Below are 22,470 nucleotides of genomic sequence, written 5' to 3' on the forward strand. Positions count from 1 at the left end.
AGGCACTACACTGAAAGAAGCAAAAAGGAGTAGCTCATGGATAAACAAGCGTTTTACACACAACTGACCCAACAACTTAATGCTCTTCGCACACAAGGGCTCTTTAAGGAGGAACGGGCTCTGACCAGCCCACAAGACAGTACCATTACATTAACCAACAACCTTCCTCTCGTTAACTTGTGCGCCAACAACTACCTGGGTCTGGCCAATCATCCCAAGGTGCTAGAAGCAGCACATGCTGCATTAGAGCAATTCGGCTATGGCATGGCATCGGTGCGCTTTATTTGCGGTACTCAATCGATCCATCAGACACTCGAAAAACGTCTTAGCCAATTTCTCGGCATGGAAGACACCATTCTGTACTCATCCTGCTTTGATGCAAATGGCGGGCTTTTTGAAACGCTTTTAAATGAGGACGATGCGGTCATTAGTGATAGCCTCAATCACGCAAGCCTAATTGATGGCATCAGACTCTGTAAGGCAAAACGTTATCGTTATGACAATAACGATATGGCTTCGCTTGAGCTAAAACTCAAAGAAGCCGATTCCGTGTCAGTCAACCACAAACTTATTGTTACAGATGGTGTGTTTTCGATGGATGGCACCATTGCGAACTTAAATGCAATCTGTGATTTAGCTGAAAAATACAATGCCCTTGTCATGGTTGACGATTCTCATGCTGTCGGCTTATTAGGGGAAAACGGGAAGGGCACTCACGAATACTGCGATGTGCTAGACCGTATCGACATCATTACTGGCACTCTGGGCAAAGCACTAGGTGGTGCATCAGGTGGCTACACGAGCGGCAAGAAACCAGTTATCGAGTGGCTACGCCAGCGCTCTAGACCATATCTTTTTTCCAACTCACTTTCCCCCATTATTGCTGCGACGAGTTTAGCGATCTTGGACATTGTTGAAGAAGATCACCAACCACTGAACGCACTACGAGAGAACGCTTGTTATTTTCGCCATCACTTAACGCGTTTAGGCTTTGACTTGATACCTGGCGAGCATCCGATCATCCCCATCATGTTAGGGGACGCGAATCTAGCACAGAAAATGGCGCAGGCCCTACAAGAAGAAGGCGTTTTGGTTACAGGGTTCTCCTACCCAGTCGTACCAATGGGAAAAGCCCGCATCCGCACCCAAATGTCCGCAGCTTTAACAAAACAGGAGCTCGATCATGCCATTTCGGCCTTCGCTAAAGTTGGCAAACAATTGCGCATAATAGAGGAAAGAAACAAATGAAGGCACTCAGCAAACTTCATCCAACTCAAGGCATTTGGTTAACACAAACGAAGCGGCCTCATTGCGGACACAATGATGTACTCATAAAGATCCACAAAACCGCTATATGTGGTACCGACATCCATATATATAACTGGGACGAATGGGCACAACAAACCATCCCACTAGGAATGAATGTAGGACACGAATTCGTTGGTACCGTTGCAGACATCGGTGTGGAAGTTCAAGGCTTTAGCATTGGCGATCGCGTATCTGGCGAAGGCCACATTACTTGCGGGCACTGTCGCAATTGTCGAGCAGGCCGACGCCACCTTTGTCGCACCACTCAAGGAGTCGGTGTCAACCGACCCGGCGCCTTCGCCGAATACTTAGCCATACCAGCAAGCAACGCTTTTAAGATCCCAGACAATATCAGCGATGATATTGCGTCTATTCTGGACCCATTTGGCAACGCCACGCACACCGCATTATCCTTTGATTTAGTTGGAGAAGATGTTCTCATCACGGGCGCTGGACCGATTGGTGCCATGGCGGCCGCCATTGCGAAACACGTTGGTGCCCGTAACGTAGTAGTTACAGACATAAACGACTATCGACTTGCACTGGCCCAAAAGCTAGGCGCCACACGCGTTGTGAATGTCAGCAAAGAGTCGCTGAGCGACATTATGGCCGAGCTCAATATGTCCGAGGGCTTCGACGTCGGATTAGAAATGTCAGGCAACGCCCAAGCTTTTCACGACATGCTCAATAATCTCAACCATGGCGGCAAAATCGCCATGCTAGGCATTCCTGAACAGTCTACCGCTATCGACTGGAATCAAGTCATCTTCAAAGGCCTGACGATTAAGGGTGTTTATGGCAGAGAAATGTACGAAACATGGTATAAAATGATCGCAATGCTGCAATCGGGACTCGATATCAGCCCCATCATTACGCATCGTATGTCGGTAAGTCGCTTTCAAGACGGCTTTGACAGAATGCTTTCCGGCCAGTCTGGAAAAGTGATTCTAGATTGGATGACGTGAGTTACTGGCATCAATCCTGTTGCTAATGACCTAACCAGAGAGTAGCGTAGTAAGGTCATTAGCTGGATTGAGAATCATGATTGAAATAGGCACTGCTACCCACCCTCTACCACATGCCGACGCCAAATACATTTTGCTAGCCAAGCAAAAAGTGCTAACTCTGGACGGTGAATTTCTTTTATCACTTTACGACTTTCATCCTTCGTCAGATATGCGCAGTGTTTATTGTGGGACGTTTGAAGACCAAGACATTTTCGTTTGTCGTTTTTCCCAAGCACCTAAAGGGTTTGATGAGTCAGGGCTTCGAGAGCTACTGTTCGAGACCTCTGACTACTATTACGGGTTACTGAGTAGAGCCCACCAACTGGCGACTTGGGATGCTGATCATCAATATTGCGGGCGATGTGGCGAACCCCTCACGACCAAGCACGCAAAGGAGCACGCGAAAATCTGTGCCCACTGCAACATTCGTCATTACCCGCGTATATCGCCTTGCATCATAGTTTCAGTAAGAAAAGACGATCAACTATTACTTGCTCGACCACTTACCGCTCCAGAGGGCAGATTTAGTAATATTGCGGGGTTTGTGGAAGCGGGAGAAACACTCGAGCAAGCAGTGCATCGTGAAGTATATGAAGAGGTAGGAATCCGAGTAAAAAATATACGCTATATTGATAGCCAACCTTGGTCATTCCCACATCAACTCATGATGGGTTTCTTTGCGGAGTACGAATCAGGAGAACTCACTCCAGCGCCCGATGAAATTGCTGAAGCGGGATGGTGGCGCTATGACGACTTACCAAATACTCCAAACGCTACAAGCATTTCCGGCCAGTTAATTTTGGCTCACGTTAAAGCCTTAGCGGAAAGTAACATTTAGATCATCTCATTCCATCAAGAGCAGCCTTTGGGCTCCTAACAGGTAAGCCAAATACAATGAAAATTTTCAATTGTCAGCAATGCTCACAAACACTGTTATTCGAAAATACTTCCTGCGAGAGCTGTCAGGCGTCTCTTGGATTCCTGCCTGATTTAATGACTATCAGTGCCCTCTTACCATTAGAAAGCGGCTTTAATGCCTTAGCCGATACCTCTAAAGCTATTTGGTATTACTGTGAAAACCATCAACACAATGTTTGTAACTGGCTGGTCGCCAATGAAGGTGACCTGTGTGAAGCCTGTGATTTAAATCGTCATATTCCTAATCTGGAAGGTATTGAGCAAAAACAAGCGTGGCAAGAATTAGAGTACGCCAAACATCGCTTGGTCTATTCGCTGCTTCAACTAGGGCTGCCTGTCATCAGCAAAAAAGACTCCCCCGAAGAAGGCCTATCCTTTGACTTCATCTCTGAAGAAAACGTCGTACCTGAAGGTGTGCAACCAACCACTGGCCATGCCCAAGGTCAGGTAACCATCAATGCAGCGGAGGCAGACAGCGCCGACCGTGAGCAGATGCGCAAAGACATGAAGGAATCTTACCGCACACTGATCGGCCATTTCCGCCATGAAGTAGGCCATTACTATTGGGATCAGTTAATTAGTTCCGACGACTCAATAACACAACAATACCGCATCATGTTTGGCGATGAGCGTGCCGATTATGGCGAAGCTTTACAGCAACACTACAACGCTCCGAACAACGATTGGCAAGAACAATTTGTTAGTAGCTATGCCTCTTCTCATCCATGGGAAGACTGGGCTGAAACATGGGCACACTACCTCCACATTATGGACACAATGGAAACCGCCTACCAATTTGGCATTCAGATAGCACCACCACAGGGCGGCCATCCATCATTGGTTACCAAAATCACTTTAGACCCTTATCTGCACACAAATTTCGATGAGATTCTAAATCAATATTTGCCGCTCACATTCGCTGCCAACAACCTGAACCGGAGCATGGGTCAGCCAGACCTCTACCCTTTTGTCATCGTTCCAGCGGTTAGAGAGAAACTGCGTTTTATACACCACCTATTGCAAAACTATCGCAGCAAAGCATCTACGGCGTTAGGTCAATAACGCCATGAACTGCAAACAAAAAGACCGCACTCTGTAGGCGGTCTTTTTCATGCTATCCATTGCGGATTAGTCAGTTATTACCTTGTAACATGGTACATAGGCGCTACCGGGCAATTTCATACGCTGCTGACTTACAAACGCCTCTAACAGTGTATCAAGCTTCTTCATAAGTGCCTTATCGCCATGAATTTCAAATGGACCTTGCGCTTTAATACTCGCAACACCTTGTGGCTTAACGTTACCCGCTACAATCGCAGAGAATGCTCGGCGCAAATCAGAGGCCAACAAATGAGTATCTTGACCAAAATGCAAATTTAGGCCTTTGATATTTTCATGGGTGGGCTCAAAAGGACTCTGGAACTCTTGAGGTATATGTAGCTTCCAGTTGTAATAAAACGCATCCTGATGAGCTTTACGATACTGGCGAACTTCTTCCATACCCGCTTTCATCACTCGTGCGACGCTCACTGCATCATCAATAATGATTTGATACTTTGATTGCGCCGCTTCGCCCAATACGGCTCCGATAAACTCGTGTATTTGTTCAAAATATGCGGCGCTTTCTTTAGGGCCTGTAAATACCAGAGGATAAGGAATACCCTCATTCTTAGGATGCAAAAGAATACCCAAAATGTAGAGAATCTCCTCTGCCGTTCCAGCACCTCCTGGAAAGACTACAATTCCATGCCCAGTTCGAACGAATGCCTCTAGACGCTTCTCAATATCAGGCATAATTACGAGCTTATTAACGATAGGGTTCGGTGACTCAGCGGCGATGATTCCGGGTTCTGTTAAACCTAAATACACACCGTTGGTGATGCGCTGTTTGGCATGCGCTATCGCCGCACCTTTCATCGGGCCTTTCATCGCGCCAGGTCCACAACCTGTGCAAATATTAAGCTCACGTAACCCTAATTCATGCCCAACTAATTTGGTGTAATCATATTCATGTCGGGCAATGGAATGACCACCCCAGCACACCACCATATCTGGGCTTTGAATACGACGAAACACATCTGCATTACGAAGTAGCTCGAATACAACATTGGTGATTTTATCTGAACTAGCATCCCCTAGCCCACGCGATAAATTGTATTCATGATAAGTAAAAATAATGTCTCGTAGAACACTAAAGAGCATTTCTCTAACGCTACTGATCATTTTCCCATCAACAAATGCACTGCCCGGCGCATTCGTCAATTTCAGTTTTACACCTCGCTCTTGCTGAATAATCCGAATTTCAAAATCTTTGAAAATAGCCATGACTTCGGTAGGGTCATCTGAATCACTACCGCAATTAAGTATCGCTAACGCACAGCGGCGAAAAAGCTCATGAAGTTCACCTGAATCTTCTGACATACGTGCTATCTCGTCTTGAGATAACATCTCTAGTGCGCCTTTGGGTGATACCAGCGCATCAACGCGATCGTTAGACATCATGATCGCCCTCCTTTGTTTTATGTTCTTGTCTTATAAGTATATTGATCCGATTCCCACAAAATGCAAGAAAATTAACAACACACTCAACAGCGCACTAGACATAAAAAAAGCCGCGTAAGCGGCTTAGTTTGCTACAGCTGACCCAGCACATATTCGGCTGAACTAACTTTGAACTCACCCGGCTCCTCGAGCCACAATTCTTGGATGATGCCATTTTCAACCAACATCGCATAACGTCGACTGCGAATACCCATTTTAGCGGCAGAAATATCCAGCTCCAGACCCATTGAACTCGTGAATTCAGCCAAACCATCGGCGGCCATAACGAGCTTATCTGCGTTATGCGCTTTACCCCAAGCGTTCATCACAAACACATCATTCACCGAAAGACAAACCACCTCATCGACGCCCTTTTCTTTAAAGGCATCATAATGAACAACGTAACCAGGCAAATGACTCGCACTGCACGTCGGCGTAAACGCCCCTGGAACGGCAAACATTAAAACCTTTTTGTTAGCAAAGAACTCTGTCACATCGACTGTTTCAGGCCCTTCACTTCCCATTACCTGAAAACTACCATATGGCAGCATATCACCCATTTGCAAACTCATGATTCTCTCCAAACATTGCAGATATCGTCATACTAACTCAAATACCAAAGCGACAGCGACCAAATTCTTTGGCTCGTCAAGATGTTTTGAATTGACCTACGAGCTCCCGCTGATTTACCGCTAACTCATTCATTTTCTGACAGTTCTCTTGACCTGCAACGGCTTCATCCATCGCGCCTTCGGAGCTGGCTGAAATATCGTGAACACTCTGGTTGATCTCTTGAGCAACGATCGACTGCTGCTCTGCGGCCGTAGCAATTTGAATACTCAAATCGCGGATTTCAGTCATGAAATTTCGCAAGTCCTGCAACACTACCCCAACGCTTTGCGCCTCTTCCATACTGTCACGCGCATTTTGTCGGCTCTGCTCCATAGATGAAACCGTGTCTTGCACACCACTTTGCAGATTAGAAATAACCGTTTGAATCTCCTCGGTCGATGTATGAGTGCGATTTGCTAACGTTCGAACTTCATCTGCGACCACGGCAAACCCGCGACCTTGCTCACCTGCTCGAGCCGCCTCTATGGCAGCATTCAGTGCCAGCAAATTGGTCTGTTCCGCAATATCTTGGATGACCTCAAGAATTTGGCCAATGTTTTGAGAATATTGGTTAACTCGCTGAACAATCTCTGACGAAGATTCGAGCTGAGTGACTAGTTTCTGGACTTGCTCAATATTGACATTCATGCGTTCCAAAGAATGGCTAGCGCTCTTATCAACATCCGTTACTTTACTTAACGTCACTTCCGCGTTCTTCGCCACTTCCGCAACCGTCGCAGACATCTCATTCATTGCCGAAGCTACGGCAGTCGTTTTATCGTTTTGATCTTGCATGATGTGTTGAGTCTTAGATGATGAATGGTAGACATCGTTAGCAGACTTCACTACCTCGTCTGAGGCATCATCGATTTGTCTAACCACTGCACCTAACTTCTTGACCAGCATATTCACCCAACGTGACAGTTGACCAAATTCATCTTGACTGCTGACAGTCACCCGCTGGGTTAAATCTCCGTTAGCGATTAAATCAAGCACTGCAAGAATTTTCGCCAAAGGCTTGCGGATACTGCGGCTTACCCAGATCGCAATCAGTATTGCAATAACAACGGAGATAGCGACAACGATCAGCGAAACAGATTTCGCATTAGACGACGTGTTCAATGCATTTTGTTTCGCGTCTTCTCGTAATACTTGGACCAATTGACTTAACGTTTGCTGATGCTCTTGAACTGTTGTCAGACTTGAAACTAATGATGACGCGGCTAGCTCTGACTGGGATCTAATCTTGTTCAACTCATAGTAGTCTGAAATAACGCCGTCTTCCCCAGTGGTTGCCGATCTAACAGCAGAAATATTTTCGACTAAGTTTTCATCATTCAGTTTACTTAGCACTTTATCCACCGGAGCAAAAGCGCGCTCAATCTCGCCAGCTATGTCAGACAAAGACTCTAGATCACTGGAGTCAAAATAATCACCGACCAATAACTTTAAACTCTGCATTTGAGTTTTCGCTAAGCCTGCAGCGAACTCTTGCTCATTAGACTCAGGAAATCGCTCGATGGCTTCCAAATCTTCAATAGCAAAACTAAGTTGGTCTTTAAGATCCAATTTCTTATCGGGTAACGCACGCTCTAACTGCACTTGGCGTGAGTGCTCGGCAATAGCGGTATCGGCTACCCCCACAAACATACCGGCCTCACTTTCAATGGCGTTCAATACAGCAAGAATATCAGGGTAACTTGAAAGACGTGCTTTTAGGTGGTCTAGCTGTGCGCGAAATGCATCCTGTGCTTCGCTGTACTGCATAGACGCCTCTTCTAATGATGCATCACTTGAGGCAATTAAATACTGCAGAACCGATCCACTGGTTTGAGACATTGCAGCACCTAACGCATTACTTCCATCCGAAATATCGGCCACATCTCCGGTGACTGTCACAATACGTTGCTGAACGCTATTTAAACCAGTAATGCCTGAACCAGCCACTACAAATAACAGCACGAGCAATACGATAAACCCCAATAGGACTCGCTGAACCACAGATAGAGACATATTTCACCTTTTATTGTTTCTAGCCACCAAGTTTGTATCTTTCACAACATTGCCTTTAAACGGTCATTCAATCAAGTCGAATGTACATCACCTTATCTTACTCGTCGCATTCTGGTAAATTAGACCTAAGTTTCCTTGAAGGCTTGCCTCACGAATGGACCAAACTCTTTATCAAAAAATTGCCGATCAAATCGAGGCTCACATCCGTGAAGGTTTATTTAAGCCTGGCGAAAAAATTCCTTCTGTTCGGAAAGCAAGCGCCCAAATGGAAGTCAGCATGGCGACCGTTTTGCAAGCCTATCGTTTGCTGGAGGATCGCGGCGCCATTAAAGCCCAGCCTCAAAAAGGCTACTTCGTCCATGACGTGCCGAAGGCCCTGCAAGAAATAGACCCAAAAATAGAAGAAACAAACGACGAGAGCACACAACAACTACTCGCCAATGTGCTTCATTTGTCACAAGACCCAAATGTGGTCCAGTTTGGTGCAGCGATACCTGCCAATCAATTTTTACCGATACGTCAGCTGCAACGATCAGTTGGGCGGCTGATGCGCTTAGAGCCGGATATTTGCGCCGCCTACGCTTTTAACCCCGGCTCCGAAGTTCTTCGCCGCCAAATTGCGATACGAATGCTCGATACAGGTTGCCAACTTTCACCAAATGACATTCTAATCACTTTAGGATGTCAACATGCGCTGATGCTGGCTTTGCAAACAGTGACAGACCCGAACGATTACATCGCTATAGAAACACCTGCCTACCATGGCATACTACAAGCGGCTAAAGCTCTAAACCTCAATGTCATCGAAATACCATGTGATCTATCCACTGGTATTAAGATTCATGCGCTGGAATCGGCCTGCTCTCGCAATAACATTAAAGCCTGCATCGTTTCACCAGAGAACCAAAACCCGACTGGCTCACAAATACCTCTCTCTGAACGCCTCGCGTTGTTAGAGCTAGCAAAGCGGTTTGACCTGACCATTATAGAAGACGATGTCTACGGCGAACTTTGTTATCAATCTCCGCGCATACCATCATTAAAAGCTTTGGACCAAACTAGCCAAGTTATTTATTGTGGCTCTTTTTCGAAAAGTGTCGCCCCTGGGTTTCGGGTAGGGTGGATTATAGGCGGCAATAGGCAGGCGGCCATTACACAACAGGCTTACGCGCAATCTTTTGCCACCCCAACATTAACCCAAGTAGCGATCGCAAATTTTTTAGAAAATGGAGCCTATGATCGCCACCTGCGCAAAACTCGCTTAACTTACAGTCAAAACTTAGTCTATTTCAGCACTACGATCACTAAGCATTTCCCCGCTAACACTCATTGCTCAGCGCCTGTTGGTGGGTTCATTTTATGGGTTACACTTCCTAAAGAAATCAATGCGTTAGATCTTTATAAGCGCGCACTTGAACACAATATTGGTTTACTGCCTGGCTCGACCCTCAGCCAAACAGCTCAATACTCACATCACATACGTTTAAACTATGCAATTCCTTGGAATAACCGCGCAGAATCCGCGCTAAAAACCTTAGGGCGTCTCTGCTTTGAAATGTTGGACTGATCTGTGCATGCAACTTTAGTCTGAATAGGATAGATACGATTAAAACTCGGATGAGAGGGCTGCTTTGGCAGCCTCATTTAGCACCTTATTACGAACTGACCTGTTGAACAGTTTTTGATAACTAAAAGTTATGTTCGATATAGAATTTATCCTAAATTTCATCTGTACAGCCAGAGTAAAAAGCGTACAATTCGCTTCTTTTAAACCTTCTGGCTGTTCGGCCGATAGACTAACTAACTGAACACAACTGGCTTGTCGCGATGGAATTTGTTGCACATCCAAAAGACTTACCCCTAGATATCGAAATCATAGAGGATCAGTCTTTTCCGACTGTTAGCACAGATCGGAACGGCTTCGTAGGCATCACCTACTTAGCGTCCAGCCCTTTTAAGGCAGGAACCTCTGTTAAGATTACGCTTGAAGAAATCGATCCCCATTTTTGTGTGACAGGAAGGATCGTCTGGTGTGATAACGAACGCGATGAGTACCGCATTGCTATAGAGTTTCCTAACAAAGAAGACTGCTACTGTGTTCGCATGGTCGAACAACTCTCACAAATAGAGCATTATCGACGTCAAGCAAAGTTTCAAGGCCGACGCTTAAACTATAATGAAGCGGCTGCTGAATGGATCCAACAATTCGCCGCCAGCTTCCCTGCATTTACAGTCTAATCCTACATGACAAACACCCTCTCTCAAGCTGACATAGACATTATTACAAAACAATTAGGCCGCACACCAAGCGGAATTCGCAGTGTTGCACATTACTCACCAACGGGTGTACCGCAAGTACTGGAAATGGAAACTTGGGTATTTGACCAACCGTTCCCAACCTTGTATTGGCTGTCAAGTAGCCGGATAGACAAAGCACTCGCTCGAATCGAAAGCCAAGGCGTCGTCAAAGAGCTCGAGCAACGAATCAAAGACGATCCATCCCTACGTGATGCCTATCACGCTTCACACCGAGACTATATTTCTCGCCGCTGGGACACAATGAGCGATGATCACAAACAAATCATTGAGCAAAAAGGCTTCACTCATTTATTTGAAACGCTCGGTATTGGCGGCATCAAAAATTGGGACCAAGTCCGCTGTTTACACATGCAATATGGTCACCATTTGGTTGGTGATAATGTGATCGGTAAGATATTGGATGAAGAATATGGCATTCGCGAGATTGCTGACGCCGAGACCCAGTAGAGTTTTACCCTTGTTAACGCAAAAGGGCTAGTATCATGCTAGCCCTTTTGCGTTAACTCTTTCGTATAATCACCCTTTTAAGGCAGCTTTTAGCTCCTCAGCGCTCGATACCTTAGGCAATAATTCACGGATTTTATTGAATGCTGAGCACGCCACAGCAGGCCGCTGCGCATAAGTGGTCAAGGCTCCGCCTGTCCAACCCGCTAGCTTTAGCATTTCCTTTTTAAAGTTACTGCCAGAAACACCATGACCGCCCAAGGCCATCAATTCATCCTCAATATCAAGGTAGCTGGGGCGCTCTCCACCAAACGACATGAAATCATCCTGTTGCACTTCTACATGCTGTTTTGCCATGTGAGTATTACCTTTTATAAAACAAACCATTCATCCATAAAGTAGCCATAATCCGAGTGACTCTCAAGCTACCGCGTGTATCAAAACGTAATGTTATTTGTATTACCATACAATACTTTTTCACATCAATGCATTTAAAGAATGCATAATAGTCGTCATCTACCTTTCAAGACACAAGGATACTATCGTGGAATGGCTATTCACTGACCTATCTAGCTGGACGCTTATAGCTCTGTTCCTCACAGCATTTGTTGCAGGCTTAATCGATGCTCTTGCTGGCGGTGGCGGTCTGATCACTGTGCCCGTTTTAATCGCTTCCGGCGTGTCCCCAGTTGAAGCACTTGCCACCAATAAACTACAAGGCTGTGCTGGTACACTGTCGGCATCTTATCATTTTGTTAAAACAAAACAGGTTATCCTGAGCACGCTCTATTTGCCTATCACAATGACAGCCTTAGGCAGTTTGGCGGGCACCACGCTCGTGTCATACCTAGACAGCAACATTCTTATAAAAGCAGTACCTACAATATTGATAGCGGTCGCGGTGTTTTTCTATGTACTCCCTACTATTCAACCAGCCATCGCGAAATTCGTACGCATTAGCATGACACATTTTTCGTTCTTAGCAGGCTTCACAATTGGTTTTTACGATGGCCTGATTGGCCCAGGTACCGGAGCATTTTTTTCCACAGCATTCATCTGTTTAATGGGATTTTCCGTGGTCGCCGCGACTGCGCACACCAAAGTGCTCAATGCCACAAGCAATGTATCCTCGTTAATCCTCTTTAGCTTTACGGGACATGTACTATGGGGAGTTGGAATTCTAATGGGGATTGGAAGCTGGCTCGGGGCTCAAATCGGCTCTCGACTCGTGATCAGCAAAGGCGCTAAGCTGATCCGGCCTCTTGTCATTATTATGTGTACTGCGCTGTCCGCAAAGCTTATTTTTACCGGCTGACAGGGCTTTACTTGAGCAAAAAAAACGGCGACCAAAGGTCGCCGAACTAACACACATGCTTATGTGTCCGGTCAATTACGCGGCTGCGCTTTCCACAGTGTCGCTATTTGCCAACGCCATTTGCGCAAGCTTTTCCATTAAGCGAACCACTTGGCAGCTGTAGCCGTATTCGTTGTCGTACCAAACGTAAAGAGTCGCTTGGTTACCACGTACTTTTGTCGACAATGAATCAAGGATACCTGCTTGCTCACTGCCAATGAAATCAGAGCTTACTGCATCAGCTTCTTCACTGAAGCCAATTTGGCCAGCGAGTGCAACACTTGTTGACGCTTTCTTCAATACAGCGTTTATCTCTTCAACAGAAGTACCTGCCTTAAGATTCAAGCTCAACACAGCAATAGAAACGTTAATCACTGGCACGCGAATAGCACTGCCACTCAACTTGCCTTCCAACGAAGGAATTGCTTTTGAAACGGCTTTCGCTGCACCCGTTTCAGTCATTACCATGTTCATTGCTGCTGCACGACCACGACGATCACCTTTATGAACATTATCAATCAAGTTTTGATCGTTAGTGTAAGCGTGGACCGTTTCAACATGGCCTGACTCAATGCCATATTTCTCTTCAAGAACTGAAAGAATAGGTGTGATTGCGTTTGTTGTACAAGACGCAGCAGACAATACTTTATCTTCAAAGTTGATATCGCTGTCATTAACACCATAAACAATATTTTTCATTTGCTTACCTGGTGCCGTCAATACAACACGCTCAATACCCGGACGAGATAAGTGGACGCTTAAACCGTCATGATCACGCCAGCGACCAGTATTGTCTACCAACAAAGCGTTTGAAATGCCTTGCGCTGCGTAATCCACTTCACTTGGATCTGAAGCGTAGATAACTTTTACAACTTGGCCGTTGATAATAAGTTGTTCGTTTTCTGCATCAACTTTTACAACACCTTCATAAGTACCGTGAACAGAGTCGAACTTCAGCAAACTTGCACGCTTAGCTAAGTCATTGTCGCCTGCTTTACGCACGACAATCGCAGCAAGATGCATGCCTGGTGTAGTGTGACCTAAAGTACACATACGACGCGCAAGTAGACGACCAATACGTCCAAAGCCGTAAAGAACAACTGGCGTTGCGCTATCAGCAGGTGTTGAACTAACCAAAGCATCGAGATCTTCAGATGCAAAAACATCTTCTAGCTCAACTGCAGTGTTCGCAGTTTGATTCGCGATAAGTTGCTCTAACACTTGATACACACGTGCTAGGTCAATGTCAGGATGTTGATCAAAAAGAGCCACTAATCCTGTGACAGAGTCAGACATTAGTGTTTGTCCAGCTAACTGAACTTTCACTGACTGCTCGCGACCCAACTTGCCCAAAAGAGGAATCATTGACTCTACTTTCGATACAGTTTCTAACCAAGTGTTTGCCATTTATCTGCCCCCGAGAAAAACAAACTATTTATAACGATTTGGCGGCAGTTTACCCATTCAAATGAGCAAAAACAAATTGTTGCTTGCCTACAAAATATGAGCAAAAACGGGCATTTAAGCATGATTTTAATGAAAACAACGTAATTCACATAAGCATGTCATTAAATAACAACAATACATATCAAAGAGGCTTTTTAAGCCTTTTTAATCTAATAAATTTACGTAATTTCTTAACAAGAAATGATGGAAAATTTCTTATTTTTTTTACACATAGCGCTTCCGCTCAGCCAAAAAACCAAGCACACAGAAGCAACCAAGCACAAAAGCAGGCCGATAAAGAAAATCGATATGGGTGAGTATCCAGTACATAACAGGTTGCCCCCAGAGGGTTAATAACCCATAACCAAATGTACACATCAATACAAAAGCACCAATACGTGCGGGGAAGATCCAATTCGAAACAGCTCGTTTTAAAGACCCGTTAACATGGTCACCAAAAATCACCAAAAAAGTCGCCACTAGGGCCAACGAGATATCACGAAGATAGGGAGTAAGGCTCGAGGACACACTCGAATTTAGCTCAATAAAAAGACTCATCATACCATTATTGTTATTTTGTCCGGCGCAGTAGCTCTTCTACATCGATACGACCAGATGTGGAAGTTCGCTTGGGTGACCGATCAACATAAATAACAGAGACATCAAATGTTGTATTGTGAAGCTCGATTTCTGTACCATCGCGAAATGACCAGCGCGCACGCCCAAACCCATCTCGAACAAAACCGATATCAGGCGCTCCATATTTTTTGACAAGCAGGTCGCCTAAACTAGAACGTAGCTCTACACTCTCCACCACTCCTGACATGGTCGCCTTTTCAACAAAATTAAAACGATTATAACGGACCGTTAACTCTTTAATCCCTAATATTCCAGTGCTTCCCAAGCTATAACTCGCGACACCTTCTTTATACGACGGATATGGCTCTAAACCACGCTCTTTCAAATGCTCTTCGAACTTAGACTTCGCCAAGTCATTAAAAGCAATACCAAATAATTCTGCGCCCGTGGAATATGTTGGCGGAGGCGGCGCTAACTCTTCACTTTCTACTGTTTGTGCATACCCTTGCATTGTCATTAAGCACCCAGTAAAAAAAGTCACTTTTAATGCTTTTAGATAGAAAGACATGAGTCTCATCCCTATTTATGTTAACCAAAAAGTCAGTAAGCGACTTTTAGAGAATTCTGATAAACTTACAAACCAAAGCTACGCTTACAATCTCAACCCATTACTCACTTGAGGTATCCCATGGCGCTCGTAATCGGCGTAACTGGTATTTCTGGTAGCGGCAAAAGCCGTTTATGCTCTTTGCTTGCAGAAGGACTACATAATCGATTGACAATTATTTGCCAAGATAGTTTCTACAAAGGCTGCGGCAGCATCGACCCCGATGTCTACAATTTTGATGATCTCAACTCATTAGACCTCGAAAGCATCTCTTTAGCGATCCACAATTGCAAAAACCAAGAACAACCAAACGAAATCCCTATTTATGACCACTCTCAACACAAGCGTGTAGGCTATCGTAACCTTGATCCTTGTAAAGTAGTTTTAGTCGAAGGCCACATGATGTTTCAGGATCCAGGCATACGAGACGCCGTCGACTACTTATTGTATGTTGATACTGACATGGACATTGCGATTGTTCGACGATTAAAACGTGATATCGCAGAACGTGGACGCAATGTTAATGAAGTCACTAGTCGCTACATGCGCCACGTCCGTCAAGCGTCGCTTAAGACTATAGAAATCCGCAACAAAGCAGACTTTATTATCCCGAATAACAACAGCTTCACCAATGCAGCCAACCTGTTACGACAGTATATCGACTCATTACTAACGGAAAAAGGAGCCTATTAGGCTCCTTTTTTATTATCATTAAGTCACGCTAGTTTAACTTATTTTTTGATGTCTTCGAAAAACTTTTTCACACCATCAAACCAGCTTTTTTGCTTTGGTGAATGCGCCGAGTCTTCGCCCATGCTGTCAGATAATTCCTGCAACAATTCTTTCTGACGATCGGTCAAGTTCACAGGTGTTTCCACTTGCACGCGGCAAATCAAATCACCTACAGGCCCACCACGAACAGGCTTCACACCTTTGTTTCTCAAACGGAATAACTTTCCAGACTGACACTCAGGTGTGACTTTTAATCGTACGCGACCATCCAAGGTCGGAACATCTATTTCACCGCCTAATGCAGCGGTCGTAAAGCTAATTGGCACTTCACAATAGAGATTAGCACCGTCACGCTCGAAAATGGCGTGCTGCTTAACGGAGACCTGTACAAATAAGTCACCAGCAGGACCACCATGTGCGCCCGCCTCACCTTCACCGGACAAACGAATACGATCACCTGTGTCGACACCCGCAGGAATCTTCACATTGAGAGTCTTGTATTCTTGTTTGCGACCTTGACCATGACAAGAATTACATGGGTCAGAAATCGTTTGACCTGCACCATGACACTCTGGACACGTTTGCTGAACAGAGAAAAAACCCTGAGACATACGTACCTGTCCGGCACCGCCACAGGTACCACATGTTTTGGGCTGCGAGCCAGGTTTAGCACCTGAGCCATCACACTTTTCACATTCCACCAGCGTTGGAATGCGAATTTTCTCTTCACACCCCCAGACGGCTTGCTCTAGGTCCAACTCAAGCGTGTAACGCAAATCAGAGCCGCGACGTGTACGGCTTTGACCGCCACCACCTCCGCCGCCAAATATATCGCCAAAGACATCCCCAAAGATGTCACTGAAACCGCCCGCACCGCCGCCAAATCCGCCAGCACCAGGTTGACCACTTACACCCTCGTGACCAAAGCGGTCATATGCGGCACGCTTATCTTCAGAAGAAAGCACTTCATAAGCTTCGGCAAGCTCTTTAAATTTATCCAACGCCTCGGCGTCGTCTGGATTTTTATCTGGGTGATACTTGTTAGCTTTTGAGCGGTAAGCTTTTTTAATCTCTTTCTTATCCGCATCTCGGCTTACGCCCAGAACTTCGTAATAGTCACGTTTACTCATTGCAGGTTTTCCTGAATCTGTAGAGTGAATTCATTCTCTCCGAATACAGCAAAACACGGTGGCGTCCCGTGTTTTGCATGGTCCCTTCGGGACGACGATCAATTAAGCACAGGGCTTACTTTTTATCGTCTTTAACTTCTTCAAACTCAGCATCCACTGCATCGTCTTGCTTACCACTAGATGCTTGTTCTGCACCGTCAGCAGCACCTGCATCCGCTTGCTCATATAGCTTCTGAGCCAGTGAACCAGACGCTTGAGTCAACGCATTGGTTTTCTCTTCGATCTGATCTTTATCGTTAGACTCTAACGCTGCTTCAAGATCTGTGATCGCTTTTTCAATCGCGTCTTTCTCTTCCGCAGTCGCTTTGTCGCCAGCATCTGTCAACGTTTTGCGTGTTGCGTGAATCATACCGTCCGCAGTGTTGCGAGCTTGCACAAGCTCTTCGAACTTACGGTCTTCTTCAGCATTCGCTTCCGCATCCTGCACCATTTTTTCCACTTCTTCATCACTTAGACCAGAAGAGGCTTTAATTACGATAGATTGCTCTTTACCCGTCGCTTTATCTTTCGCAGAAATGCTCAAGATACCGTTAGCATCGATATCAAAGCTAACTTCGATCTGTGGTACACCACGTGGCGCTGGCGGAATGTCAGCTAAGTCAAAACGACCTAGAGACTTATTCTGAGCCGCTTGCTTACGTTCACCTTGTAGAGCGTGGATCGTTACAGCGTTCTGGTTGTCTTCAGCAGTAGAGAATACTTGTGACTTCTTAGTTGGGATAGTCGTGTTCTTCTCGATAAGCGGAGTCATTACACCGCCCATTGTTTCGATACCTAGAGATAGAGGTGTTACGTCCAGTAGAAGTACGTCTTTCACATCACCTGCTAGTACTGCACCTTGTATAGAAGCACCAATCGCTACCGCTTCATCAGGGTTAACATCTTTACGTGGAGCCTTGCCGAAGAACTCTGTTACTTTCGCTTGAACAAGTGGCATACGAGTTTGACCACCAACCAAGATAACTTCGTCGATGTCCGATGCAGATAGCTCAGCATCTTTCAACGCTTGGCGACACGGATCAATTGATTTCGTTACTAGCTCTTCAACCAACGACTCAAGCTTAGAGCGAGTCAGCTTAACGTTAAGGTGTTTAGGACCTGACGCATCGGCTGTGATGTACGGCAAGTTAACTTCTGTTTGGCTAGAAGAAGATAGCTCTACTTTTGCTTTTTCACCCGCTTCTTTTAGACGCTGTAGCGCTAAAGGATCGTTGTGCAGGTCAATGCCTGTGTCTTTCTTAAACTCAGCAGCTAAGAATTCAATGACACGCATATCAAAGTCTTCACCACCAAGGAACGTATCACCGTTAGTAGACAATACTTCGAATTGCTTCTCACCATCGACATCAGCAATTTCGATGATCGAGATATCGAATGTACCACCACCAAGGTCATACACTGCAACCGTAGAATCACCAGATGATTTATCTAGACCGTATGCCAACGCTGCCGCAGTCGGCTCGTTGATGATACGCTTCACCTCAAGGCCAGCAATTTTACCCGCATCTTTTGTTGCTTGACGCTGAGAGTCATTAAAGTAAGCAGGCACAGTGATAACGGCCTCTGTTACTTTTTCACCTAGGTAGTCTTCTGCTGTTTTCTTCATTTTTTTAAGAACTTCAGCTGAAATTTGTGGTGGCGCTTTTTTGTCGCCTTTTACTTCTACCCAAGCATCGCCGTTATCCGCACTGATGATCTTGTAAGGCACCATAGAGATGTCTTTTTGAACGACATCATCTTGGAAGCGACGACCAATCAAACGCTTAACAGCAAATAGTGTGTTTGTTGGGTTGGTAACCGCTTGACGCTTCGCAGATTGACCGACCAATATTTCGCCATCTTCGGTAAATGCCACGATAGATGGGGTAGTGCGATCGCCCTCAGCGTTTTCAATTACGCGAGATTTGTCACCGTCTAGGACAGCAACACAAGAGTTGGTTGTACCTAAGTCAATACCAATGATTTTGCCCATGGTTTATCTCCAGTAAAATTCGTTGTTCGTTTCGATAATTCTGTATTTGGGTACAGTGATTTTTATTTCAAGGTCCGACTGTCAAAAAAATGACAGTTTTTTAAGCGGCACTTGAAACCACTACCATCGCTGGGCGCAACAAGCGGCCATTCAATGTATAACCCTTCTGAACCACATCCATTACAGTGTTGGGTTCCATGTTTGGGTTAGGCACCATCGTCATCGCCTGATGTAATTCAGGGTTAAACGGTTCGCCTGCTGGATCCACTGCCACGACTTCAAATCGTGCTAACGTTTCCATTAAATCTTTATAAGTAAGCTCCACACCTTCTCGCATTGGATCGGTTTCAGAACCTTCTTCTGTAGAAGACAATGCCCGTTCTAGATTGTCCGCTACGGTAATAACCGACTTAGCGAACTTCTCTAATGCAAACTTGTGCGCTTTCTCCACATCAAGCTCAGCACGACGGCGAACATTTTGCGCGTCTGCTTGTGCTCTTAATGCCGCTTCACGATACATCGCAACATCTTCAAGCGCTTTGGTTAGTTCATCAGAAGCTTCTGCCTCTTGAACTTCCTCTAGACCTTCTTCGGCCGTAGCGGCTTCCGCTTCGTTTAGCAGTTCATCCTGCTCGACTTCTTGGTTAGCTTTGTTCGGCTGATCACTCATTTTTTTCTCCAAATAACAGGAAGTAATCACTGTCTGTGTGGGCTATATGGGGACAGCTTTGAACCTTTCAACACCTACTCACACAGAAAATGTGTGATTCATCGACAAATTTAAGAATTCCACTAATTACATCCCGCTAGCCGCCGTTTACTCAGACAAGATTTGGATTAGATACGTTAAATAATTAAACACGCCCTATCATTTACACTTGTCAAAAAACAACCAACTACTGTATAAATAACCATATCTATTTTGCCGTATCAGGAGCATGCCATGCTAACCAGTATCGCTATCAAAAACTTTGCCATTGTAGACACGCTAGACCTTGAACTGAAAAAAGGCATGACCGCCATCTCGGGCGAAACAGGTGCCGGTAAATCCATCATGGTAGATGCATTATCACTGTGTCTTGGTGGCCGCACCGATGCAGGCGTGGTACGCCACGGCGAAAAGAAGGCAGATATCAGCGCGACGTTTGACATCAGCACTTATCCACATGTCCAAGCTTGGCTCGAAGAGCGTGACTTAGAAAACGAACATTCCTGCATTCTGCGTAGAGTCATTACCAAAGAAGGGCGCTCAAAAGCGTATCTTAACGGTCGCCCTTGCACGCTCACTGATTTAAAGGAAGTCGGCAGCTTCTTGGTTGACATACATGGACAGCACGAGCATCAATCACTACTCAAGCGCAGCGCCCAGCGCCAACAACTTGACGAATACGGTCAACTTACTGAACTGGCTAGTCAAGTACATGAAGAATACAGCGCGTGGAAAAAGCTCCGAGAAGAGCTACATGCCAAACAAAATCGGTCCGCTGAAATTGAATCGCGAGTTCAGTTGCTGTCTTATCAGGCTGAAGAGCTGTCGCAATTGGATTTAAAAGACGGCGAAATTGAGTCACTCGAACAAGAGCAAGCGTTTTTATCTAATATTGCGGACGCTCAATACAAAGCTTATAACGCCAGCGCAATATTACGCGAAAGTGACGAGGGCAACGTTTGCTCTCTATTACATCAGGCCATCCAGCAAGCAAGTAGTATAGACCCTAGCACCAAAGAGCTTGAAGATGCACTTGAGATGATGAACCAAGCACTTATTCAAGCAGAAGAAGCCTCCTCAAGTCTCACTCATTATCAAGACACTCTGGAACAAGATCCAGAACGCCTACAAGAAATAGAAAGCCGATTAGAAGCGATCTACGATACAGCTCGCAAACATAAACTCCTGCCTGAAGGTTTGATGCGTTTACGCGAAGAAGTCGAAGCAGAGTTAGAGCAACTTTCTGGTGGTGAAGAGAGTTTAGAAACCCTCAAATTAAAGGAAGAAAACGCTTATCAACAACTTACCACTAGCGCCACTCTACTTACTGAGAAGCGAATGCAAGCCAAGGAAGAGCTTGCCCGACACGTCGAAGAACAAATACATGGCCTTGGTATGCCACATGCCCGCTTTCTTATCCATTGTGAGCCACTAGAACAAATCTCGTCGAACGGCTTCGAAGAAATCGAGTACATGATTGCCTCCAACCCAGGACAGCCTGCACAGCCTTTGCGTAAAGTAGCCTCCGGCGGCGAATTGTCACGCATCAGCCTAGCCATTCAAGTCGTTACGGCAAACACATCCACCATCCCGACACTGGTATTTGATGAAGTGGACGTAGGTATCAGCGGTGGTATTGCAGAAGTCGTTGGGCGCATGCTTCGATCTGTTGGAGGGCGCGGTCAAGTCTTCTGTGTAACTCATTTAGCGCAAGTCGCAGCACAAGGACATCAGCACCTGCGAGTCAGTAAAAGCGTGGAAGGTAACTCGACGAGTTCAAGAGTGGAGCCTTTGCTGGAGCAATATCGCACACAAGAAATTGCGCGATTACTTGGGGGATTGGAACTTACCGAACAAACTCTGGCTCATGCACAAGAGATGCTCGGTAATGTCCAGCTTCAATAGTCTGAAGCGCGTTAGCCCTTCTTTGGGCGAACATATAAGATTAAGTTGTGGTCTTCAATCTCGTAGCCGTGCTCTTCCGCAATTTCATGCTGACGGCGCTCGATGATTGGATCAACAAACTCCACAACTTTGCCCGTTTCAAGGCAAATCATGTGGTCATGATGATCACCTTTTGCTAATTCAAATACTGCTGTCCCAGCTTCGAAATGGTGACGAGCAACCAAACCCGCACTTTCAAACTGAGTCAGTACGCGATAGACCGTCGCAAGACCTACATCTTCACCTTGATCCAACAACGTACGATAGACATCATCCGCACTCATGTGATGATCGCCAGCATTTTCAAGGATCTGTAAGATTTTCACACGTGGAAGTGTGACTTTCAGTCCTGCTTTCTTTAGTTCTTGATTTTCACTGCTCATGAGTCATTCTCTATTCGATCTTGTTAATAATTACTTTATCATTGGCATAACCAACATAGGATGTAACCAATGAAGAAAACGATTCTCCTGCTGTCAGCACTTTTTACTCTCAGCGCCTGCAGCCTACTTCCGTCGCCATACAAACCAGCGGTTGAGCAAGGCAACGTCATTACAACAGAGCAAGTAGACCAACTCCAAACGGGCATGACCGAATCACAAGTCACTTACGTATTGGGGGCGCCAATGGTATTAGATACTTTCAACCCTGACGAATGGCACTACCTTTTCTACAGTTTGTACACTAAAGAGAACAGTAAACTCAGCGAAGTTAAACACCTTGCACTGACCTTTGACAATGGCACACTGCAGTCCATTGAAAACAAAGAGTAATC

The 22,470-nt window shown here is 45.5% G+C and carries 22 protein-coding genes; 11 read left to right on the forward strand and 11 right to left on the reverse strand.

The genetic code is table 11. From position 1 onward, the window contains the following. Positions 1-36: 36 nt before the first annotated feature. The 4 genes from DN730_RS18065 to DN730_RS18080 all read left to right on the forward strand — a co-directional run bounded on the left by DN730_RS18065 (position 37) and on the right by DN730_RS18080 (position 4,295). The gene (locus tag DN730_RS18065; RefSeq protein WP_115469530.1) at positions 37-1,248 is read left to right on the forward strand and encodes a glycine C-acetyltransferase; all 1,212 of its coding nucleotides are present in this window, start codon (positions 37-39) and stop codon (positions 1,246-1,248) included. After that, a complete protein-coding gene (gene tdh / locus DN730_RS18070; protein ID WP_115469531.1) occupies positions 1,245-2,273 on the forward strand; it encodes an L-threonine 3-dehydrogenase in 1,029 nt (342 codons plus the stop codon). The genes DN730_RS18065 and tdh overlap by 4 nt, the downstream gene beginning before the upstream one ends. 76 nt (positions 2,274-2,349) lie before the next feature. Further along, positions 2,350-3,153: an NAD(+) diphosphatase gene (gene nudC, locus DN730_RS18075; RefSeq protein WP_115469532.1), complete on the forward strand. Its 804-nt coding sequence runs from the start codon at positions 2,350-2,352 to the stop codon at positions 3,151-3,153. 56 nt (positions 3,154-3,209) lie between these two features. Next, positions 3,210-4,295, forward strand: a complete 1,086-nt coding sequence (locus tag DN730_RS18080; protein WP_115469533.1) for a zinc-binding metallopeptidase family protein — start codon at positions 3,210-3,212, stop codon at positions 4,293-4,295. 66 nt (positions 4,296-4,361) lie between these two features. Here the strand turns inward: DN730_RS18080 and ppnN are convergent, their stop codons facing one another. The 3 genes from ppnN to DN730_RS18095 all read right to left on the reverse strand — a co-directional run bounded on the left by ppnN (position 4,362) and on the right by DN730_RS18095 (position 8,399). Then, complete coding sequence (gene ppnN / locus DN730_RS18085; RefSeq protein WP_211313903.1) at positions 4,362-5,735, reverse strand: nucleotide 5'-monophosphate nucleosidase PpnN; 1,374 nt, start codon at positions 5,733-5,735, stop codon at positions 4,362-4,364. A 131-nt stretch (positions 5,736-5,866) separates the two neighbouring features. Further along, a complete protein-coding gene (locus tag DN730_RS18090) occupies positions 5,867-6,346 on the reverse strand; it encodes a peroxiredoxin (RefSeq protein ID WP_115469534.1) in 480 nt (159 codons plus the stop codon). Positions 6,347-6,422: 76 nt separating this feature from the next. Continuing rightward, positions 6,423-8,399, reverse strand: a complete 1,977-nt coding sequence (locus DN730_RS18095) for a methyl-accepting chemotaxis protein (RefSeq protein ID WP_115469535.1) — start codon at positions 8,397-8,399, stop codon at positions 6,423-6,425. A gap of 154 nt (positions 8,400-8,553) precedes the next feature. Here DN730_RS18095 and DN730_RS18100 point away from each other — a divergent pair, with 154 nt between their 5' ends. From DN730_RS18100 to DN730_RS18110, 3 genes are all read left to right on the forward strand, one after another. Beyond that, on the forward strand, positions 8,554-9,966 hold the full coding sequence (locus tag DN730_RS18100) for an aminotransferase-like domain-containing protein (RefSeq protein ID WP_115469536.1): 1,413 nt from the start codon (positions 8,554-8,556) through the stop codon (positions 9,964-9,966). Positions 9,967-10,226: 260 nt separating this feature from the next. Beyond that, a complete protein-coding gene (locus DN730_RS18105) occupies positions 10,227-10,637 on the forward strand; it encodes a PilZ domain-containing protein (protein WP_115469537.1) in 411 nt (136 codons plus the stop codon). A gap of 6 nt (positions 10,638-10,643) precedes the next feature. Continuing rightward, a complete protein-coding gene (locus tag DN730_RS18110; RefSeq protein ID WP_115469538.1) occupies positions 10,644-11,165 on the forward strand; it encodes a DUF501 domain-containing protein in 522 nt (173 codons plus the stop codon). 69 nt (positions 11,166-11,234) lie between these two features. Here DN730_RS18110 and DN730_RS18115 read toward each other — a convergent pair whose 3' ends face one another. Further along, a complete protein-coding gene (locus DN730_RS18115) occupies positions 11,235-11,519 on the reverse strand; it encodes a hypothetical protein (protein ID WP_115469539.1) in 285 nt (94 codons plus the stop codon). 187 nt (positions 11,520-11,706) lie between these two features. Between DN730_RS18115 and DN730_RS18120 the strand changes: the two genes are divergently transcribed. Beyond that, entirely contained in the window at positions 11,707-12,477 is a 771-nt protein-coding gene (locus DN730_RS18120; protein ID WP_115469540.1) for a TSUP family transporter, read from the forward strand. 75 nt (positions 12,478-12,552) lie between these two features. Here DN730_RS18120 and DN730_RS18125 read toward each other — a convergent pair whose 3' ends face one another. From DN730_RS18125 to DN730_RS18135, 3 genes are all read right to left on the reverse strand, one after another. Further along, on the reverse strand, positions 12,553-13,923 hold the full coding sequence (locus DN730_RS18125; protein WP_115469541.1) for a glyceraldehyde-3-phosphate dehydrogenase: 1,371 nt from the start codon (positions 13,921-13,923) through the stop codon (positions 12,553-12,555). Between the two features lie 264 nt (positions 13,924-14,187). Further along, on the reverse strand, positions 14,188-14,523 hold the full coding sequence (locus DN730_RS18130; protein WP_342768199.1) for a DUF3392 domain-containing protein: 336 nt from the start codon (positions 14,521-14,523) through the stop codon (positions 14,188-14,190). A 10-nt stretch (positions 14,524-14,533) separates the two neighbouring features. Further along, positions 14,534-15,109: a VOC family protein gene (locus DN730_RS18135; RefSeq protein WP_115469542.1), complete on the reverse strand. Its 576-nt coding sequence runs from the start codon at positions 15,107-15,109 to the stop codon at positions 14,534-14,536. A 120-nt stretch (positions 15,110-15,229) separates the two neighbouring features. On the opposite strand from DN730_RS18135, the gene DN730_RS18140 reads away from it, so the two are divergent. After that, the gene (locus DN730_RS18140) at positions 15,230-15,841 is read left to right on the forward strand and encodes a uridine kinase family protein (RefSeq protein ID WP_115469543.1); all 612 of its coding nucleotides are present in this window, start codon (positions 15,230-15,232) and stop codon (positions 15,839-15,841) included. Between the two features lie 38 nt (positions 15,842-15,879). Here the strand turns inward: DN730_RS18140 and dnaJ are convergent, their stop codons facing one another. From dnaJ to grpE, 3 genes are all read right to left on the reverse strand, one after another. Then, complete coding sequence (gene dnaJ / locus DN730_RS18145; RefSeq protein ID WP_115469544.1) at positions 15,880-17,010, reverse strand: molecular chaperone DnaJ; 1,131 nt, start codon at positions 17,008-17,010, stop codon at positions 15,880-15,882. Between the two features lie 115 nt (positions 17,011-17,125). Continuing rightward, the gene (dnaK, locus tag DN730_RS18150) at positions 17,126-19,042 is read right to left on the reverse strand and encodes a molecular chaperone DnaK (protein WP_115469545.1); all 1,917 of its coding nucleotides are present in this window, start codon (positions 19,040-19,042) and stop codon (positions 17,126-17,128) included. A 100-nt stretch (positions 19,043-19,142) separates the two neighbouring features. After that, positions 19,143-19,712 (reverse strand): nucleotide exchange factor GrpE, encoded by a 570-nt coding sequence (gene grpE / locus DN730_RS18155; protein WP_115469546.1) that lies wholly within the window; start codon positions 19,710-19,712, stop codon positions 19,143-19,145. Positions 19,713-19,985: 273 nt separating this feature from the next. Between grpE and recN the strand changes: the two genes are divergently transcribed. Further along, complete coding sequence (recN, locus tag DN730_RS18160) at positions 19,986-21,656, forward strand: DNA repair protein RecN (protein WP_115469547.1); 1,671 nt, start codon at positions 19,986-19,988, stop codon at positions 21,654-21,656. Positions 21,657-21,667: 11 nt separating this feature from the next. On the opposite strand, the gene fur is transcribed toward recN, so the two are convergent. Beyond that, positions 21,668-22,078, reverse strand: coding sequence for a ferric iron uptake transcriptional regulator (gene fur, locus DN730_RS18165; RefSeq protein WP_115469548.1), 411 nt, complete (start codon positions 22,076-22,078; stop codon positions 21,668-21,670). 69 nt (positions 22,079-22,147) lie between these two features. Between fur and DN730_RS18170 the strand changes: the two genes are divergently transcribed. Further along, complete coding sequence (locus tag DN730_RS18170) at positions 22,148-22,468, forward strand: outer membrane protein assembly factor BamE (RefSeq protein WP_115469549.1); 321 nt, start codon at positions 22,148-22,150, stop codon at positions 22,466-22,468. The last annotated feature ends 2 nt before the right edge of the window (positions 22,469-22,470 follow it).

Origin of the sequence: Marinomonas piezotolerans, from assembly GCF_003362755.1 — a bacterium.
GTDB classification, from domain to species: Bacteria; Pseudomonadota; Gammaproteobacteria; order Pseudomonadales; family Marinomonadaceae; genus Marinomonas; species Marinomonas piezotolerans.

Coding starts and splice junctions, on each gene's coding strand:
- fur (WP_115469548.1), bottom strand. CDS start 22,078: ATGAGCAGTGAAAATCAAGAACTAAAGAAAGCAGGACTGAAAGTCACA.
- DN730_RS18080 (WP_115469533.1), top strand. CDS start 3,210: ATGAAAATTTTCAATTGTCAGCAATGCTCACAAACACTGTTATTCGAA.
- dnaJ (WP_115469544.1), bottom strand. CDS start 17,010: ATGAGTAAACGTGACTATTACGAAGTTCTGGGCGTAAGCCGAGATGCG.
- DN730_RS18135 (WP_115469542.1), bottom strand. CDS start 15,109: ATGTCTTTCTATCTAAAAGCATTAAAAGTGACTTTTTTTACTGGGTGC.
- DN730_RS18105 (WP_115469537.1), top strand. CDS start 10,227: ATGGAATTTGTTGCACATCCAAAAGACTTACCCCTAGATATCGAAATC.
- DN730_RS18100 (WP_115469536.1), top strand. CDS start 8,554: ATGGACCAAACTCTTTATCAAAAAATTGCCGATCAAATCGAGGCTCAC.
- grpE (WP_115469546.1), bottom strand. CDS start 19,712: ATGAGTGATCAGCCGAACAAAGCTAACCAAGAAGTCGAGCAGGATGAA.
- DN730_RS18065 (WP_115469530.1), top strand. CDS start 37: ATGGATAAACAAGCGTTTTACACACAACTGACCCAACAACTTAATGCT.
- DN730_RS18140 (WP_115469543.1), top strand. CDS start 15,230: ATGGCGCTCGTAATCGGCGTAACTGGTATTTCTGGTAGCGGCAAAAGC.
- ppnN (WP_211313903.1), bottom strand. CDS start 5,735: ATGATGTCTAACGATCGCGTTGATGCGCTGGTATCACCCAAAGGCGCA.
- DN730_RS18095 (WP_115469535.1), bottom strand. CDS start 8,399: ATGTCTCTATCTGTGGTTCAGCGAGTCCTATTGGGGTTTATCGTATTG.
- DN730_RS18090 (WP_115469534.1), bottom strand. CDS start 6,346: ATGAGTTTGCAAATGGGTGATATGCTGCCATATGGTAGTTTTCAGGTA.
- nudC (WP_115469532.1), top strand. CDS start 2,350: ATGATTGAAATAGGCACTGCTACCCACCCTCTACCACATGCCGACGCC.
- dnaK (WP_115469545.1), bottom strand. CDS start 19,042: ATGGGCAAAATCATTGGTATTGACTTAGGTACAACCAACTCTTGTGTT.
- DN730_RS18115 (WP_115469539.1), bottom strand. CDS start 11,519: ATGGCAAAACAGCATGTAGAAGTGCAACAGGATGATTTCATGTCGTTT.
- tdh (WP_115469531.1), top strand. CDS start 1,245: ATGAAGGCACTCAGCAAACTTCATCCAACTCAAGGCATTTGGTTAACA.
- DN730_RS18170 (WP_115469549.1), top strand. CDS start 22,148: ATGAAGAAAACGATTCTCCTGCTGTCAGCACTTTTTACTCTCAGCGCC.
- DN730_RS18130 (WP_342768199.1), bottom strand. CDS start 14,523: ATGATGAGTCTTTTTATTGAGCTAAATTCGAGTGTGTCCTCGAGCCTT.
- DN730_RS18110 (WP_115469538.1), top strand. CDS start 10,644: ATGACAAACACCCTCTCTCAAGCTGACATAGACATTATTACAAAACAA.
- recN (WP_115469547.1), top strand. CDS start 19,986: ATGCTAACCAGTATCGCTATCAAAAACTTTGCCATTGTAGACACGCTA.
- DN730_RS18125 (WP_115469541.1), bottom strand. CDS start 13,923: ATGGCAAACACTTGGTTAGAAACTGTATCGAAAGTAGAGTCAATGATT.